General features: G+C 57.7%; 14 protein-coding genes. 4 read left to right on the forward strand and 10 right to left on the reverse strand.

Going from position 1 to position 17,007, the window contains the following annotated elements; genetic code table 11:
- Window positions 1-9 precede the first annotated feature (9 nt).
- From ATHL_RS15385 to ATHL_RS15395, 3 genes are read right to left on the reverse strand one after another with little or no spacing between them, the layout of a single operon-like run.
- Window positions 10-1,401, reverse strand: a complete 1,392-nt coding sequence (locus tag ATHL_RS15385) for a family 4 glycosyl hydrolase (RefSeq protein WP_062195671.1) — start codon at window positions 1,399-1,401, stop codon at window positions 10-12.
- Window positions 1,402-1,434: 33 nt separating this feature from the next.
- Window positions 1,435-1,821: a family 4 glycosyl hydrolase gene (locus ATHL_RS15390; protein ID WP_162787743.1), complete on the reverse strand. Its 387-nt coding sequence runs from the start codon at window positions 1,819-1,821 to the stop codon at window positions 1,435-1,437.
- Entirely contained in the window at window positions 1,805-2,794 is a 990-nt protein-coding gene (locus ATHL_RS15395) for an ROK family transcriptional regulator (protein WP_162787744.1), read from the reverse strand. Before ATHL_RS15395 ends, ATHL_RS15390 begins: the two co-directional genes overlap by 17 nt.
- Window positions 2,795-3,505: 711 nt before the next feature.
- On the opposite strand from ATHL_RS15395, the gene ATHL_RS15400 reads away from it, so the two are divergent.
- The 3 genes from ATHL_RS15400 to ATHL_RS15410 all read left to right on the forward strand — a co-directional run bounded on the left by ATHL_RS15400 (window position 3,506) and on the right by ATHL_RS15410 (window position 7,231).
- Window positions 3,506-4,513, forward strand: coding sequence for an ABC transporter permease (locus ATHL_RS15400; RefSeq protein ID WP_062195676.1), 1,008 nt, complete (start codon window positions 3,506-3,508; stop codon window positions 4,511-4,513).
- Between the two features lie 31 nt (window positions 4,514-4,544).
- Window positions 4,545-5,519: a carbohydrate ABC transporter permease gene (locus tag ATHL_RS15405; protein WP_062195678.1), complete on the forward strand. Its 975-nt coding sequence runs from the start codon at window positions 4,545-4,547 to the stop codon at window positions 5,517-5,519.
- A gap of 92 nt (window positions 5,520-5,611) precedes the next feature.
- The gene (locus ATHL_RS15410) at window positions 5,612-7,231 is read left to right on the forward strand and encodes an ABC transporter substrate-binding protein (protein WP_062195680.1); all 1,620 of its coding nucleotides are present in this window, start codon (window positions 5,612-5,614) and stop codon (window positions 7,229-7,231) included.
- Window positions 7,232-7,327: 96 nt separating this feature from the next.
- Here ATHL_RS15410 and ATHL_RS15415 read toward each other — a convergent pair whose 3' ends face one another.
- The 5 genes from ATHL_RS15415 to ATHL_RS15435 all read right to left on the reverse strand — a co-directional run bounded on the left by ATHL_RS15415 (window position 7,328) and on the right by ATHL_RS15435 (window position 12,715).
- On the reverse strand, window positions 7,328-8,356 hold the full coding sequence (locus ATHL_RS15415) for a glycosyltransferase family 4 protein (RefSeq protein ID WP_062195682.1): 1,029 nt from the start codon (window positions 8,354-8,356) through the stop codon (window positions 7,328-7,330).
- A complete protein-coding gene (gene wecB / locus ATHL_RS15420) occupies window positions 8,353-9,477 on the reverse strand; it encodes a non-hydrolyzing UDP-N-acetylglucosamine 2-epimerase (RefSeq protein WP_062195696.1) in 1,125 nt (374 codons plus the stop codon). The genes ATHL_RS15415 and wecB overlap by 4 nt, the downstream gene beginning before the upstream one ends.
- 4 nt (window positions 9,478-9,481) lie before the next feature.
- Window positions 9,482-10,813, reverse strand: coding sequence for a nucleotide sugar dehydrogenase (locus ATHL_RS15425; protein WP_236822379.1), 1,332 nt, complete (start codon window positions 10,811-10,813; stop codon window positions 9,482-9,484).
- A 169-nt stretch (window positions 10,814-10,982) separates the two neighbouring features.
- Entirely contained in the window at window positions 10,983-11,750 is a 768-nt protein-coding gene (locus ATHL_RS15430; protein WP_162787745.1) for a lysophospholipid acyltransferase family protein, read from the reverse strand.
- Window positions 11,751-11,929: 179 nt separating this feature from the next.
- Window positions 11,930-12,715, reverse strand: a complete 786-nt coding sequence (locus ATHL_RS15435; RefSeq protein WP_062195686.1) for an SGNH/GDSL hydrolase family protein — start codon at window positions 12,713-12,715, stop codon at window positions 11,930-11,932.
- Between the two features lie 216 nt (window positions 12,716-12,931).
- On the opposite strand from ATHL_RS15435, the gene ATHL_RS15440 reads away from it, so the two are divergent.
- On the forward strand, window positions 12,932-14,788 hold the full coding sequence (locus ATHL_RS15440) for a hypothetical protein (protein WP_062195688.1): 1,857 nt from the start codon (window positions 12,932-12,934) through the stop codon (window positions 14,786-14,788).
- Window positions 14,789-14,828: 40 nt separating this feature from the next.
- On the opposite strand, the gene amrS is transcribed toward ATHL_RS15440, so the two are convergent.
- Together amrS and ATHL_RS15450 are read right to left on the reverse strand one after the other, a co-directional pair.
- Window positions 14,829-15,941, reverse strand: coding sequence for an AmmeMemoRadiSam system radical SAM enzyme (gene amrS, locus ATHL_RS15445; protein WP_062195690.1), 1,113 nt, complete (start codon window positions 15,939-15,941; stop codon window positions 14,829-14,831).
- A 624-nt stretch (window positions 15,942-16,565) separates the two neighbouring features.
- Window positions 16,566-17,007 (reverse strand): hypothetical protein (locus tag ATHL_RS15450; RefSeq protein ID WP_162787746.1); only part of this gene is annotated, 442 nt, incomplete at its 5' end.

The raw sequence follows: 17,007 nt of genomic DNA on the forward strand, positions 1-17,007 counted from the left end.
GTGGGGGGGTTACTTCCAGAATTGCGGGAGATGCTCGCGGTAGGTAGTGAGGTAATCGTCCAGAATCTTCCCGGCCACGTCCAGGTCAGTAATCACAGGATCGAGTAAAAGACATTGCAAAGCCAGCTGGCGGTCTCCGTGGACGGCGGCATCCACACACAGGCGCACTACCGTCAATTCACGGCGGAGCAGTTCAGCCACCCCTTCAGGCAGGGTTCCCATCGTAAGCGGGCGTGGGCCAAGGCCGGTGAGCACGGCAGGCGTCTCTACAATGCTCCCCATCGGCAGGTTGGCAATCTGTCCTTCGTTAGGCAAATTGACCGCCAGATGGTAGCGGTTTTCCGCTCCCACAGCCGCCTCAATGACTTCCTGTGCCCCCTCACTGCTGGCGTCTTTAAGCGGCTCAAGGCTCAGCGTCCCTTCACCCATCTGCCGGATCGCCTCATGGCCTTCTCCCCGGTGGCGTTCGTTGGCGTCCCAGTCGTAAAGTTCAAGTTCGTATTTTTCCCACGGGCGGGTTTGCGGATCGGAGCACCACGGCAGATATTCATCGAGGTGCTCATCGCCGGGCACGGGCATTAACCCAAAAGCATCCATCACACGCCGGGTGAGGGGTTCCACCTGGGGCGGGGTACGCTTCCAGGCCTCGCGCAGAGCCGGGTAGAGGTCTTCACCTGTGCGCCGGTCGCGGATATCCACCACCCAGGTAAAATGATTCAACCCGGCGGCTTTAATATCTACAAGCTCAACCGCCTGACGTGCCAGCTGCCCCACCATGGGCCAGTATTTTTTATCCGCATGGGTAGAGAAATGTCCCTCTGGCCGCTCAATACCCAGCTCTTCGGCCATCACATAACCGACCATACCATAGGCGGCATAAATCTGATGGCACAACCCCACCACACGAATTTTAGAGTAGCGTGCGATGGCATCGCAAATGCGCACCATGGGGTTGGTGAAGTTAATGAACCAGGCATCCGGGCAGGCACTCTCCATATCGTGGACAATTTCCAGCACCGGCCCGATGTTGCGCGCGGCGTGGGCAAAACCGCCCGGGCCGCCGTTTTCGGCATAGGGCTGGCGCACGCCATACTTGAGCGGAATTTCGTAATCCATGCGCCAGAGGCGTTCACGCGGGGGAACTTCGATGGCCGAGACGACAAACTTCGTACCGGGGAGTGCCTCGGCATGATGGGTATGCGTGGTAAGGGTCATCCGGGCATCCCACTCGCGGTTGAGGCGCTCTGCCAGGCGGTGCATAAGGCCCAGTGCCTCGGCATTACGATCTACCAGCGCGATATGACTCCCGCGCAGGGCAGGGCTTTTCATCAGCGAGCCCAGGGTATTCAACCCAAAACTGGCACTTCCAGCGCCGATAACAGTGATTTTAGTCGGGGGCATAAAAAATCCTTTCGCAGATATCGTATCACCGCTCTACCAGTGGAGAGGCGGCAAAACATCCTTTTGCAGTTCACACATTTCATTAATCATTGCCACCGCATTGCGATAGGGCGGGGTGGTTGGGTCAAGGAGCACCGCCTGAAGCAGTTTGTTCCGCGATTGCTCCACGTAAGCCTCAATGATCAGCTGATGAATGACCCCTTGAAGGCGGATCATTTCGGTGATTGCGGCCGGGAGGGGGGCCATCTGCCGGGGATGAAGCCCCGATCCATCGACCCGCGCCGGTAATTCCACCACCATATCCTCAGGCAGGCCGGGAATGCTCCCACGGTTGGGCAAATTCACCGCCAGCAATTCCCGCGGCGCATCGAACGCCATCGCTTCGATGATGGGAACCCCCATCTCATGAGAGGGGCTCAATTCCTCCACGTTCAAAACGAGTTTCAGCAACAATCGAGGTAGCCCAGGGTTCTCCGCGCCGCGCGGCATGGAAAACATCCTCGGCGCTCAACGCGGCAAGTTCCTCGGCAGGCCGCAGACCTTTCAGAACTTCACGGGCACGCGCGGCAATGCCCGTGCCTGAGGCTTTCTGTTCCAGCGCTCCGAAGCCGGGATACGTCTGTTCCAGGCTGAGTCGGTCGGGTAGCAGGTAGCCGATCTCACCGGCCATGTGATGCTTTCCACGATAGACCACACCGTCGATGATCACCCCCGCGCCGATGCCCGTCCCGATGGCAATCAACACCAGGTTATAGAGGTCTGCCTCGGTGCCAAACCACAGCTCACCCAGCGCCGCCAGGTTGACGTCATTCTCAACCGCAACCGGATAGGCATAGAGCGCAGAAAGGCGCTCTTTCAGGGGGAATTCATCCCAGCTCAGGCTGGGGGCCATGGTGACCACCCCCGTTTCGGGATGGGTGATGCCGGGCACCCCCACGCCGATGCCAAGCAATTTACAGCCGGTACGTTCCGCGGCGGCAATGAGGGCATCAATGGCACGTTTTAACTCCTGAAAGCTCTCTTCGGCGGTGGTCTGATGATGGTTGAAGTACATCTCTTCCAGAATAGTACCGTTAAGGTCAGCTACCGCTCCAAAGAGCTTGGTGCCGCCCAGGTCAATTCCCACAATGACAGACTCGCTTCCGTTGAATTCAATGAGGGTTCGTTTACGCCCGCCGCTCCAGGCTTTCTGATTGGCATCGCGCACCAGGCCCTCGGCCATCAGCTCATCCACAACGCGCATGACGGTGGGCAGGCTGATCTGCAACTGGGCGGCCACTTCAGTACGTGAAATTGGCCCGTTGGTGCGGATCAGGTCGAGGATCGCGGCGCGGTTGATCCAGCGCATATCGGTTGCCGTAATCGTAGGGGAAAGGGGTCTTTTTCCAGACAAGTGTGTCTTTCCTTAAAATAATTCAGGGGGGAAATTTAATTATTTTCAGCGTGTAATACTTACTTAAGTTAAGAAAATAATAGCGAAGAGCCTCTTAAAAGTCAAGAGGGGAAAAGTTTAAAGGCGGATCATCTTTTTTGTGACAGAGTTTGCCATGAAAATCCCACACTGGCGTCCCCGGGTTTCCAGGGGGGCTTAAAACCTACTTGCGTTGCCCCAAAGATATGCTATACTTGGATTATTCCGCTTTATTTCTTTTGAATCCGAGTGAACGTTCTCATAAAAAGGGTAAAAATACTGAACGATTTTGTTAACGTTCTCTTGAACCTCCAGGGCAGATTTTTGTCTTCCATTTCAAACGAGCTTCGTCAAACCAGGAGAGGGTAAACCTGATTTTCTTCCAATTTTATCGAACCCATCGCTACATTCTTTTGCACCTTAATCAAGTGAGCTCATGATTTGTAAAGGTTACCCCTGAGGCATGGACCATCTTGCTCTCTTCGCCCCAACCCGATCTGTGCAACCCCAGGGGTATGACCTGGCTGGAAGCGGTGATCTTTCGTTCCTTTACGGTGATGAAGCAAATTCCACGATATGGCAGGTTGTCTCCCCAGAGCAACCCTGACAAACTGCTGAATAGTCATCGCAGAAAGCCTGATGTTTCCTGAAACTGAAACAGCCGTTTTGATCGTTCAACTGGGAGGATCCTCAATGTCTGTTGAAACATCTTCTGTGGCAGAACCGGTCTCAAAGAAACGCAAAGGTTGGGGACAAGATAAGATTTATACCAACCTCTCCTATTTGACCATGGTCCTGCCGGGTGCAATCTGGTTATTGTTATTCGCGTATCTGCCTATGCCCGGCATTATCCTGGCCTTCAAAACCTACCGTTTACAAAAACCCCCTGCCGATTTCTGGATCCAAAACAAATTCATTTACAGCCTGATCAAAAGCCCCTGGGTTGGTTTAAAGAACTTCGAGTACCTCGTACTCCCCTCAAATATGGAGAGCACCATCACCTATATCCGCAATACGGTGCTCTACAACCTGCTTTTCATGGTGGTGGGGCTGGTGCTCTCGGTGGCGCTGGCGGTCATCATCTATGAACTCACCAACCGCTTCTGGGCTAAACTCTATCACTCTATTCTGTTCCTGCCCTACTTCATCTCATGGATCGTGGTGGCTTACGTGGTCTATGCCCTGGGCAGTGCCAACGGCATCCTCAACAACCTCTTCCAGGCCATCGGCTGGCAACCCCTCGAAGTGTACAAGCTCAAAAGTGCATGGCCGGTCATTTTCTTACTTGCCAATATCTGGAAATACACCGGCAATGGCTCCATTATTTACCTCGCGACTATCACCAGTATCGACCCTGAACTCTTTGAGGCCGCGGCTATCGATGGCGCCACCAAATGGAAACAGTTTGTCCACATCACACTCCCACATCTGATCCCGGTGATTGTGCTGCTGCAAATTCTGGCGGTAGGGCGCATCTTCGGCTCTGATTTCGATATGTTCTACACTCTGCCGAACGGCGCCGCCACAGTGAAAGACGTTACCTACACGCTGGATGTGTTTGTCTACAGCATGTTACGCAGTGGCGCCCCGGTGGGTTACCCGGCGGCGGCGGCTTTCCTCCAGTCCATTGTCGGGTTTGTCCTCATTCTGATCACCAATTACGTCGTACGCAAGACCCGCCCCGAACTGGCGTTGTTCTAGGCTCGATCTCCTGAAGTGAGGTTTACCACCCATGGCACAAGAAGAAACTTACCTCAACCCCAACCTGGACCGCACCATCAGCCTGGATAGCACCCTCCTGGCGAACCGCAAGAGCCGGAATATGATGGCCATTTCTCCGGCCACGAACGCCGTGCTGAACATCCTCATGATCATCGCCTGCCTGCTGACGCTCATTCCCATTTATGTGATCGTCATTTCCTCGGTAACCTCTGAGGCAGCGCTGACGAAAAATGGCTACCGCCTGTGGCCGGAAGAATTCTCCACCATGGCCTATACCTTCCTGTTCAGCCGGGGGTCCATCGTCATCACTTCCTACATCAACACCATTATCTCCACGCTGGCAGGTACCGTTCTGGCGGTGGCCATGGTGGGGTTGTACGCCTATGCCATCTCGCGAGACAATTTCAAGTTCAAGACCTTCTTCACCTTCTATGCGTTCTTCACCATGCTCTTTAGCGGAGGGCTGGTCTCTTATTACATGGTCACCCGGCAGGTATTGCAGATTCATAACTCTCTGTGGGCGCTGTTCTTGCCTTCGGCATTCAGTCCCTTCTGGGTGATCGTCATGCGCACCTTCTACAAAGCAAACGTGCCCAATGAAATTATTGAATCGGCCCGCATCGACGGCGCCAGTGAGTGGCGCACCTTCTTGCAGATCGTCCTGCCCCTTTCGGTGCCGGGGCTGGCCACCGTGGCCCTCTTCAGCGCCATTGGCATCTGGAACAACTTCTTCAACTGCCTGCTCCTGGTAGATGAGGCCCGGTATTACAGCCTGCAATTTACCATTTACACCACCCTCAACAACATTCGCTTCTTACTGGAAAATGCCGATAAGATGGTCGGCCTGGTCAACGTTTCTACGCTGCCCTCACAGACTTTCCGCATGGCCATGGCCGTTGTAACGGTAGGCCCCATTATCTTTGCATATCCGTTCTTCCAACGCTACTTTATTCGTGGCTTAACGATTGGCGCAATCAAGGGTTAGGTATTTGCCTCGGAACACACTCCGTATGTGTGAACAGGCAATGAATACCGCTGTGGATGGGTTAGTGTTCAATGAAGTAAAAGGAGAAGAAAGTGGCTAAGAGGATCTTTTCGTTACTTGTCATGGTCGCGCTGTTGATCTCCGTCATCGGATGCTCAACGGCCCCCCAGGCGACTCCTCAGGAGGAGGCTCAGCCGCAGAACCAGCAAGAACCAACCGCTGCCCCGGCTGAACAGAGCCAGCAGGAAGAAGCGACCAAGCCCCCCGCCGCACCGACAGAAGTGGTCATGCTTGACTACTACATCGTCGGCGCAAACGATACCGACCAGCGCCCGCTGGTTGAGAAAGCCATCAACGAATACATTGGCCCCCTCATTGGCGCCAACGTCACGTTCCATATCATCCCCTGGGCTGACTGGTCATCCAAAGCCGTGACGGCCATTGAAGCTGGCGAGAAAATCGACATCTTCTTCACCGCCGACTGGTTCCACTACAGCAAGCTGGTCAGCGAAGGCCTGCTCACCCCGCTGAACGACCCCAACGGCCCCAACGGGAATCTGCTTGAGAAGTACGGCCAGGATATTCTCCACAGCCTGAACCCGGCCTTCATCGTCGGCTCTCAGATTGACGGCGTGAACTACGCCGTGCCCACCAACAAAGAGCTGGCAGTGCCATGGGGTTTTGTCTACAACGCCACCATCGCTGATGCCATCGGCTTCACCGATGAAGAAGCCGCCAAGATCAAGACCCCGGCAGACCTGGAACCCTGGCTGGCCAAAGCCAAAGAGAAATATCCCGACATCTACCCCTATCTCACCGATGGGACCATTGGCTTCATGCCCTGGGTGCACGGGTTTGCTTCCAGCATTTCGGACTACGTGGTCAACATGGCCATCGCCCCCGATGCCAGCGGCAACTGGGATGAAACCATTCTCGTTCCGTTCGAAACCGACTGGATGAAGAACTACCTTGCTACCATGCGCAGCTGGTACCAGAAGGGCTACATCCATCCGGATGCCGGCCTGACCACCTTCGATACCAACCAGCTGATGAACGCGGGCAAGTTCTTCATCGAGCCCATGCCCCTCAAGGGTTACAACATCAAGGCTCAGGAGCTGGTCATCGCCTCGGGCAACCCTGATCTCAAGCTGAAGGAAATTTATGCTCAGCCCAAGGTCGTCTGCACCAACGATACCGGTGGTTCCATGCTTGCCATCCCCGCTGCTTCCGAGCACCCCGTTGAGGCCATGAAGCTGATCAACCTCATGCACAGCGACCCCAAACTGATTAACATGATGCTCTACGGTGTGGAAGGCGTGCACTGGAACCTCGATCCGGATGGCCGGGTCAACATCCTCAACAGCGGATGGATCAGCGCGCATCCGGGTGCGTGGGTCTGGGGTGACGTTACCCTCCAGAAGGTCACCAACAAGGAAGACCCCAACAAGAATCAGATGCTGATCGACTACTCCAAAGACGCACTGCAGCATCCTTCTCTGGGCTTCCGCTTCCGCACCGAGCCCGTGGCGGCTGAAATTACCGCCATTCAGACGGTGGTAGACGGCATGCAGCGTGCATTGCTCACCGGCTACGTTGACCCCGAAGTCGAACTGCCCAAATTCCTCAAGGCATTGAAAGACGCCGGCCTCGACAAGGTGAAAGCTGAAGTCGAGAAGCAGTATGCCGAATGGAAGACGAAAAAAGGGCAGTAAGTAAGTTCGTTTCTACCTAACCCATCCACGTCAACAAGTCCTCACGGGACATCCCGTGAGGACTTTCTTTATGATACCGTTCACAATTAACCGGGGCTACCCCAGCAGTGCATCGAGGTACTTCTCGACCATCCGATCCAGCCCAAACATGGCTTCGGCGCGCGCCCGGGCCCCGGCCCGAAACCGGGGCTGATTCTCAAGCACGGAACGAGCAGCAGTGGCCAGGGCGGCGCAGTTGGGTTTTTGCAGCCTCCAGATGTTCCCCCCCCAGGGGGTCATCCGTCCCGAATCGGCGTCCAGCAACTCAGGCAAAGCCCCCGCGGCAAAGCCAATCACCGGCAAACCGCAGGCCAGGGCTTCGATCACCGCATTGGGGCAGGGGGGATTGATCTCAGCAGAATAGAGCAGGTGCGCCGAACGGTCGAGGGACGGAATACGGCGCCGATCGATGACTCCCAGCCAGCGCACCAGCCCCGGCGCGCGCAGTTCCATGGCCGAACGCAGCGCGGGAGAAATATCCCCGGCCACCCACAGTTCTACTGGCCGATCAGCGCCCTGAGCCAGCGCCCGGGCTACTTCGATGGCATTTTCCAGAGCCAGGATCTGAGCGCGGTTGAGGTGCCCCTCCACCACCAGCAAACGCCACCGGTCGATGGGGCGTTCGTCGGCCCCTGCACCTTCAGGGGTATATTCCTGCAAGTCTACCCCGTTATAAATGACCACACCCGGAGCAGGGGTAGGGCCGCGCACGGTGTGCCACCAGTCTCGGGTGAAGTTCGATTGATAGACAATGCGGTCGGCCAGCCAGCGGCGAATAAACGCCAGCAGAGCGTTGTTGGCTTCAGAGCGCAGGTAATGCTGCGGCCCCGCCCAGCGCAGGCGGTGCAGCCAGTTCATTCCATCCAGACGCTGGACAATGCGCACTCCCCGCCGCCGGGCACGTAAAAGCAGGTCGAGCCGCCGTGTGCCGCCAATGACCAGAACCGCACGGCAGGTGGGGTCTTCGGGATCGGAATGGGCACGGATTCCGCGCGCCGCCAGGCCAGCCGTCAGGCGGGCGCGAAAAGATGCCGGTCCTCCCAGGCCCTCCAGGCGCGGCAGGATGCAGATTGAGTCCTCACTCATACTGACCGCTCAAGCAGGGCACGGACAATGCGTTCTGAGGCATGCCCATCTCCGAAAGGATTGGCCGCCTGCGCCATCCTCTGGTAGGCGGATTCATCTTCCAGCAAGCGGCGCGCTTCTGTCAGGATGCGCTCGCGATCGGTACCCACCAGGCGGAGCACCCCGGCTTCCACCCCTTCGGGGCGCTCGGTGACCTCGCGCAAGACGAGGGTGGGTTTACCCAGGCTGGTGGCTTCTTCCTGAATCCCACCCGAGTCGGTGAGCACCAGGTAAGCCCGCTGGAGCAAATGCACCATAGGCAGGTAATCGAGCGGTGGGGTAAGGAAGATGTTGGGCACCTCGCCGAGCAGACGGTAGACCGGCTCTTGCACGTTCGGGTTGCGATGTACGGCATAAAGCAGCGCCAGCCGATCAGGGTAGGCACAGGCCAGGTCACGCAGGGCCAGGCAGATGTTTTCCAGCCCCTGGCCAAAATTCTCCCGGCGGTGCGCTGTGACCAGCACCAGTTGCCGTCCGCCTGGCCCTACCCCCATCTGCTCCAGCAAACGCTCGGCCTCTGGCGGGCACGGACGCGCCGCGATCTGCCGTAAGGCATCAATCGCGGGATTACCCGTCACCACGATCGCCTCAGGCGGCACGTGCTCGGCCAGCAGGTTGCGCCGGCTGTGTTCGGTCGGGGCGAAATGCACATCAGCAACCACCCCGGCAATGCGCCGGTTGATCTCTTCGGGGAAGGGCTGCCAGCGGTCATTGGTACGCAGCCCGGCTTCCACATGCCCCACGCGGATACGGTTATAGAAAGCCAGCAGGGCGGCGGCCATAACAGTGGTGGTGTCTCCCTGAACCAGCACCCAGTGCGGTTTCACCGTCTGAAGCACCGGTTCCAGGTGGATGAGAATGTCGGCGGTCAGCCGGGCAAGGCTCTGGTTGGGTTTCATCAGGTTGAGGTCGTAATCTGGCCGGATGGCAAAGACCTCCAGCACCTGGTCGAGCATCTCACGATGCTGGGCCGTCACACATACTCGCGATTCCACCCCCGGCGTACCGGCCAGCGCCTGCACTACCGGTGCCATTTTCACGGCCTCGGGGCGCGTTCCAAAAATAGAAAGAACACGGAGCATAGGCTTAGTGGTTTTTTCCATCGCCGAGGCGGAAGAGATGGAAACCATTACCCTCCCAGGCGTCCCGCGGCCACCCGTTGACACAGTCGATCACCACACGCGCCGCGGTGAGCTGTGCCACCACCACAGGATCGAGGTTCTTCAGGGGGGTGTGTCCCACCAGCAGGAGCAGGCAATCGGCATCGTCGAGGATTGATGCCAGCGTGGGGGCGGTCTTCACCCCTTGGATCATGGCATCAGGCTTGTAGGGTTCGTAGGCCCGCACATCGGCCCCTGCGGCGCTCAACTCGCGGCAGATTTCAATCGCCGGGCTTTCACGCAGATCGTCCACGTCCGCTTTGTACGAGAGGCCCAGGGCGGCCACACGCAGGCCCTGCAATGTGCCCATAGCGCGCCGCACCAGCCCGACGACGTACCCGGGCTGGCTGTCATTCACCTGACGGGCCGTGCGGATGAGCGGTGACAGATCGGGAGCGGCCTCAACCAGGAACCACGGATCCACCGAGATACAGTGCCCTCCCACACCCGGCCCAGGGTTGAGAATACGCACCCGCGGATGGCGGTTGGCCAGGGCAATGGCTTCCCAGGCGTCCACTCCAAAGCGCTCTGCCAGGCGGGCAAATTCATTGGCAATGGCAATGTTGACATCGCGGTAGGTGTTCTCCATCAATTTGACCATCTCGGCCGTGGTGGCATCGGTAAGGATAATCTCTCCGCGCACAAATGTGGCATAAAGATCGCGCCCGGCACGGGCTGATTCCGGGTCAATGCCGCCGATAACACGCGCATTTTCAATTAACTCGCGCAAAATTTGCCCCGGTAGAACCCGCTCTGGAGAATACGCCAGGTGGAAATCTTCTCCTGCCTTAAGGCCAGAGCGTTCCAGGATAGGCCGCACCACGTCAATCGTGGTGCGGGGGGGCGAGGTCGATTCCAGAACCACCAGGTTGTTGCGCCGCAGCACCGGAACAATGGACTCAGCGGCGGCAATCACGTAGCTCAGATCGGCGCGTTTCTCCTCTTTGAAAGGCGTGGGCACCGAAATAATAAAGGCGTCTGCCGGTTCGGGATGATCCTGAACCTGCAAATTACCCGATTTTAACGCCGCCTGAACCAGCGTGCGCAACCCGGGTTCGTAGATGTGTAATTCGCCATGTTTAAGCAGGTCAACCACCTGAGGGTTGATATCTACCCCGATGACCCTCAGGCCGTGCGTGGCAAAAGTACTGGCCGTAGGTAAACCAATATACCCCAGGCCAAGAATGCATAGCGTTTGATAATGCACAGACACCCCCGAAGCATGTAGAATGTAAAAATTATCCCACAAATTTTTCATCCTGTGACGGGTTCACCCCCTGTTCCTTACCACACTGATTGTATAAGACGCTTTAAGAACCTTCTTCCCCTGCCATTCTCCGAAATCAGAGAAGGGCAACAGAATGGAAAGGGTGTTCTCGCCACGGCAAGAACACCCTCTTTACTTTTTCCAGAGATCGAATGTTTTTTTACAGCGCGTCGGTGGAGAAGAAAGGAATCCAGCGGTAGAGCAGCTCCAGCACGGTGGGCCTTTCGGCCAGGCGCAATTCGGCCAGCCGCCGGGCGCTTTGCGCGGCGAGCGTTTCGATCCGCGCGGCCAGCGCTTCAGTCGCCGCCTGGACAAATTGGCGGTCTTCGGGGTCTCCATGGAAGAACATGGGCTCTCCCACCGTCACGGCGTAGGCGCCGTTGAAGTACCAGGTGCCCACCTCTGGTTTTCCGTCGATCATCGTGCGGGTGTAGCGCAAGCGGTTGCGCTCAAGAGCAATGCCAACCGGGTAGACGGGCACGCCTGTGGCGGCGGCCATGCGCACTGCACCGGTGCGAGCGCGCGCCAGGCCGCCGGTCTCCGGCGAGATCACCCCTTCGGGGAAAATCCCCACCGTGCGTCCCTCTTGCAGATAGCGAATGCCCTGCTCCAGCGCCTTTGCGCCCCTGCCAGATTCCACACAAATCTGCCCGGACATGCGCAGCGAGGCTCCCACCACCGGAATTTTAAACAGCGTCTCAATGATCAACGTACTGATCTGCTCTGGAACCAGCGTGGTGAGCAGGAAAGGGTCAACTGTGCTCGGGTGATTGGGCGCCAGAATCTTGGCACCGGCAGGCAATGGAACCTGGAAGAGGATATCAGTTCGGTAGAATACCCGCCGCGCCAGGCTGACGATCAGCCTGCCCAGATGATACCAGATGCGTTCGAAAAGCCTTAAGGGAGAGGGAAAACGAAAAGGGATCAAAGTTGAAAAGATATGCTGAGCGTTCAATGCGCTGTCCTTCGTACCGGCAATTCATCCAAACGCCTGCAGCATACCCGGAAAGTGGAGCAAGTCAACCGAGAAATGAATGGGCGGATCAGAATGCCGTGATGAAAATAACGAATGTTCCCCTTCCCACTCAGCTCCACGTTTGTGGGAAGTTACTCATTATAACCCTGTTTCTCCCCCGCCGTTACGGGAACCCACCTTACAGAATCCTGACGGAGCACCCCCTGCTCCCGGGCCAGCAGGTATTTTTCAATCTCTTCAGCCACCAGGCGCGCTCCCACCCGGTTAAGGTGAACTGCATCGGTAAGCAGGGTAAAGCCCTTACGGGCCGAAAAGTTATGAAAATCTTCCGCCGTGAAAAGCCAGCGCAGGGCAAACTCGATGGTCATAAACGCCGAGCCATGGTACACCCGCGCCGGACGGCGCCCGTTGGCGTGCAGATAGGCCGCCATGCGCTCGAAGACCGGGAGATAAGCCACCTGATAGGTGGCACAAATGCGCCGGACGGCGGCATTATACACCCGCACCAGCGCCATCGGTGCAGAGCGCATTTCCTCACCCAGTGGGGGGATGGAAGCCAGGGCAAGATCAGCCCGGGTGTGCTCTTTAAGATAGGCCACCAGCCGGGTCAGATTGGCGGTAGACTCGGGAATGCCAGGGCGGTGCGTCATCCCTTTGATGAGAGCAAAGAACAACGCGCTGAAAGGGCGGATGGTGGAGATGATATCGTTGGTGCCGATCAAAATGGTAATGACATCTGGCTGTAACGCGGCCACCCGCTTCATACGGCGTAAAAGGTTGATGGTAAGGTCACTGTTGACCCCCCGGTTAATGAAGCGGTAATGCTGTAAGTTGGGGCGGTCGGCCAGCACTTCCACATAGCTGGCGCTCACCTGGCCGCGAGTAATGCTATCTCCAAAGCAAACAACGGTCTGCATCTTTAATCCATGTCCATCTTTGAAATTGATCCACTTTTAGAAACCCGCCAGTCCCGGGCTGGCCCCGTCTCCCCGGCGCAATCTCATAAAGGGATTATACGATGAAAGCGATAAAAATAACCCGAAGATAGCCCGCAAAGAAGATCGGTTTATGCTATAGTATAAAAACCGTACGCTTTGAGATACGGGATCGTTCCGGGTTTGAGAAGAGTGGGTGTGAAGATTCTGCGCAGCCTCCGGTGGGTCTTGCTGGCTGTCTTCCTGATTCTGGGGGGGTGGCTGACTTGTGCTGGCACCTTACCAGAGCCTGTACTGGCTCAGGAAGCCCCGCCCACCGAAGAACCACCCGTGCGAAAGGCGACCATCACCTACACCTTTACCCGCACCTTCTGGTGGCTGGTGGAGTGGGAAGACAATGAAGTCTTCTGCCGCCTGGCCGTGGAACACGAAGGACAGCCCACCTATAACGAGATCGAAGGGCTGTGCGGCAAGAAAACCGCAGAATACTGGCTGCAGAGCCGTCCCTGCAACCTGGCCGAGACCCCTGCCAACCGCTGTCCGGGGCTGTACCTTCTTGAAATGGGCTCTGAACCCGGCTCACGCCAGATTGAAGTGGAACTGCCGATCCCGGAAGTGTGGGTCAGCATTGAAGGCTGTGACCCCCTCCCCGGAGAACGCAAATGCACCCGCCTGCCTTCTTTGCTCTTTACCGCCATCGAGCCGCTCCCCAACGAGACCATCATCTCCATTCAGGGCACGTTCAACGGTGAACCGTTCTCCTGCATGGGAGCCGAATGCCGCCTGCCCCTGCAACCCACTCCCATGGAAGGGGTAACGGTAACGTTCTGGGCCGATTCCAGCTTTGGCGATTCCAGCCAGCAATACACCGCCCGCGTGCGGCTGGTGCCCTGGGGTGACTTTATGAACCCCGACGGGGGCTCCAGCGACACCGGCGCATGGTTCGTGGACGTGCTCAGTTCTCAATGGGTAGGCGGTGAAATTGCCAGCTGTGCTTACACCTGGCAGTCTTTTCCGCCTCTCGAAGGCCCCCCCGCATGGCTTTCCAAAACCGTCACCCCTGAAGACCTTGCCACCGATACCGGTTATTATTACCTGGCCGGGGCATTAATCCAGAACGGGGTGGTTCAGCCCACCGGTTGCCTGGATGGCGGCCTGGCGGCACCTCATGTGGCCTCGGCCTGCGGCGTCGAAGCGGCGCGCCCATACCTGGTGGAATGGCAAAATCGCTTCGATCAGGATATCCTCCAGGTTTCGCAGGATACGGGGGTTCCGGCGCGTCTGTTGAAGAACGTCTTTGCCCGCGAGAGCCAGATCTGGCCGGGCATTTTCTCCAGCTACAAAGAAGCCGGTCTGGGACAGCTCACCGAACAGGGTGCAGATACCGTTCTGCTGTGGAACCCCAGCTTCTTTGCCCAGTTCTGCCCGCTGGTACTCAACCAGGCTTACTGCGACCTGGGCTGGGGCAACCTGGACGCTCCGGAACAGGCCATGTTGCGCGGCGCACTGGTGAAGAAAGTCAACGCCGCCTGCCCGGATTGCCCCACCGGCATCGATATTTCTCAGGCCCAGTACAGCGTGCGCATCTTTGCCGAAAGCCTGCTGGCCAACTGCGAACAGACCGGGCGCATCCTGCGCAACCTCACCGGGCTGGAGCCGGGCCTGTCCAGCAGTTATGAAGACCTCTGGCGCTTTACCCTGGTGAACTACAACGCCGGGCCGGGGTGCCTCTCCAGCGCCATTCAACAGGCGCTTGCCAGAAACGAAGCGCTCACCTGGGCCAATGTCACCGCGCACCTTGAGCCTGCCTGCCAGGGTGCCATCGGCTATGTGGAAGATATCAGCCGGGTTTTCAAAGCGACTCCCACGCCCACCCCCTGGCTGCAAATTGGAGAACCCCTTCCCACCGCAACTCCCCCGGCGCCCCTGCCGCTTCAGCCCATCTTCACTCCCACACCGGGCGGGGGCGAAATCTTCCTCACCCCCACCCCCACCCCTTCAGGCTACCAGCCGCCTGAGGCAACCCCCGACGAGACGGCTTACCCCTACCCATAGAGCAGGGCAAACTTTCGACTCGGCGTCGGGGAGCGCCGAGTCACACCTCAATCCAGCGCGGGTATCCCGGGCCGGTCAGGCGCACCGAGGCCGGGTCTTTGGGCCAGATGCCGGGGATGGTTTGCCCGCAGGTGGGGCATTTGCCCTCAGGGGTAAGATGATAGCCGCGAACGATGTACCCACGCCGCTCAATCAGCAGGGTATGACAGCGCGGGCAGCGGGTGTCTTCGTAAGTGCCCACCCGTCCGGGGAGGTTCCCCGCATAGACGTACTGCAGCCCGGCTTCCTGGCCGATTTCAGCCGCGCGAAGCAGGCTCGTGACACTGGTGGGTGGAGCATCCATTTTATAATCGGGGTGGTAGGCTGTGACGTGCCAGGGAATATCTGGCGAGACCGAGACGAGGAACCGCGCCGCCTCCCACAGTTCCTCGGGACTGTCATTGAAGCCCGGCACAATGAGCGTCACCACTTCAACCCACAGTCCCAGCTCATGGGCCGTGCGGATGGTGTCCAGCACGTGCTGGAGCACTCCCCCGAGTTTGCGGTAATTCTGATCCTGCATGCTCTTCAGATCCACCTTATAGGCGCTCAGATAGGGTCGCAGGTACTGCAGCACTTCAGGGGTGGCATTCCCATTGGAAACGTAAGCGCAGAGCAACCCGTGTTCTCGGGCCTGCTTGAAGATTTCCACCGCCCATTCGGAGGTGATCAGCGGCTCGTTGTACGACGAAACCACCGCCGAACACCGCTGTTGCAGGGCATATTGAACCAGCTGCCCGGCGCTCACCGGCCGAACGTACGCCAGGCTCTGCTCGGCAGCCGGATCGCGCAGGGCCTGCGAAGTGAGCCAGTTCTGACAGTACGAACAGTGGAAATCACACCCCAGCATCCCGAAGGTAAGCGCATCGCTCCCGGGCAAAACGTGGGAAAAGGGCTTTTTTTCGATAGGGTCTACCTGCAGGGCGGCCACATATCCCCAGGGCACGCGCAACTCGCCGTCGCGGTTGAAGCGCACCTGGCAGATTCCCCGCCGCCCCGCCCGGATGAGACAGCGGTGGGCGCAGGCAAAACAGCGCACCGCCCCATCGGCCAGCTTTTCATAAAGCTCCCCCGGCGCCGTCATACGATCAAGAACTGTCGCCAGATCGGTCATACACCACCTCTAAACGATTCAAATTTCACCAGAATCAATATACTCCAAACGAGCGCCAATTTCTACGGGTGAATCACAACTCAACCGGCCCTGACGGCGAGAAAAGCCCCTGCCTGTAACTGAATTGAAAGGATTTTCTAACCCGGCCCGGGGTATAATGGAGTAGAAAGATCAATTTTTGCACTTGGGGGTGCTTATGAAAGATGTCTTTACCTTCTTTTAATGCCCCACGCCGCGCAGGGCCAGTTTACATTTCTGTAAACTCGTTGAAACTTTCCTGAGATTTTGACGTTAATACTCATAGATGATGAAAGCGCACGCCGGCGCATTCATCGAAGTCGCTCTGGTTTAGCGGGGTTGTTTTCCGGAGGAGGTGGGTATGTGGATCATTTACCTGGTGGTCATTTTGATGATGGTCTTGTTTGGCGCCATCAGCCTGATCAACCTGAGATCTGAAAGCTGAGATGCAGGATCAGAAAATGGATGGAATTCGCCCGTTCGGTTCTAACCGCACCCCATATCCGGGGTAACCGGTTCATTCAACCTGCCGGTTGTTCCTCACGGACGCCGGTCTCATTGCCCCGCGGCATTCCCGAAGCCGCGGGGCTTTTCTTTACATCTGGCTCAACGCACCTGTTTAAAATTGACCAGGATCAGGTTTTTCTCACAATCGGCAAAAGTATCAAACGTCACCCGCGGCGAGAGCGGCAAACCTTCCTGATCCAGCAACTGCACCCAGACGCTCCCTTTCGAATCCACGGCCTGTTCGGCCAGGGTGAATTCGTAGCCTCCCTGCCCGTACTGCAGGGCAGTGCCCGTAAGGCTGAGCAGGTAGACGGGTTTATCCAGGTACCCTCCCAGCTGTACGGTGATCCCAACCACCGGGGAGCCTTTCATATCAAAAGCCTGCCCCGCCACCCACAGTTTACAGCCTTCATCCGGGTGAATGACCTGCCCCGAAAGAACCACCGGCGTGCCGCGCAGGAGATACCGGTACGCAGAAGCCGGGGGGGTATCCGTTGGCGTGGGCGTCTCGGTGGAGGTGGGGGTGAGGGTAGATGTGACT

It is taken from the genome of Anaerolinea thermolimosa, from assembly GCF_001050195.2.
Taxonomy (GTDB): Bacteria; Chloroflexota; Anaerolineae; order Anaerolineales; family Anaerolineaceae; genus Anaerolinea; species Anaerolinea thermolimosa.

What these genes read in the sequence shown, in the direction of transcription:
- ATHL_RS15435 (WP_062195686.1), bottom strand. Translation starts at nt 12,715, where the DNA reads ATGCAGACCGTTGTTTGCTTTGGAGATAGCATTACTCGCGGCCAGGTG.
- ATHL_RS15425 (WP_236822379.1), bottom strand. Translation starts at nt 10,813, where the DNA reads ATGAAAAATTTGTGGGATAATTTTTACATTCTACATGCTTCGGGGGTG.
- ATHL_RS15405 (WP_062195678.1), top strand. Translation starts at nt 4,545, where the DNA reads ATGGCACAAGAAGAAACTTACCTCAACCCCAACCTGGACCGCACCATC.
- ATHL_RS15400 (WP_062195676.1), top strand. Translation starts at nt 3,506, where the DNA reads ATGTCTGTTGAAACATCTTCTGTGGCAGAACCGGTCTCAAAGAAACGC.
- ATHL_RS15415 (WP_062195682.1), bottom strand. Translation starts at nt 8,356, where the DNA reads ATGAGTGAGGACTCAATCTGCATCCTGCCGCGCCTGGAGGGCCTGGGA.
- amrS (WP_062195690.1), bottom strand. Translation starts at nt 15,941, where the DNA reads ATGACCGATCTGGCGACAGTTCTTGATCGTATGACGGCGCCGGGGGAG.
- wecB (WP_062195696.1), bottom strand. Translation starts at nt 9,477, where the DNA reads ATGCTCCGTGTTCTTTCTATTTTTGGAACGCGCCCCGAGGCCGTGAAA.
- ATHL_RS15385 (WP_062195671.1), bottom strand. Translation starts at nt 1,401, where the DNA reads ATGCCCCCGACTAAAATCACTGTTATCGGCGCTGGAAGTGCCAGTTTT.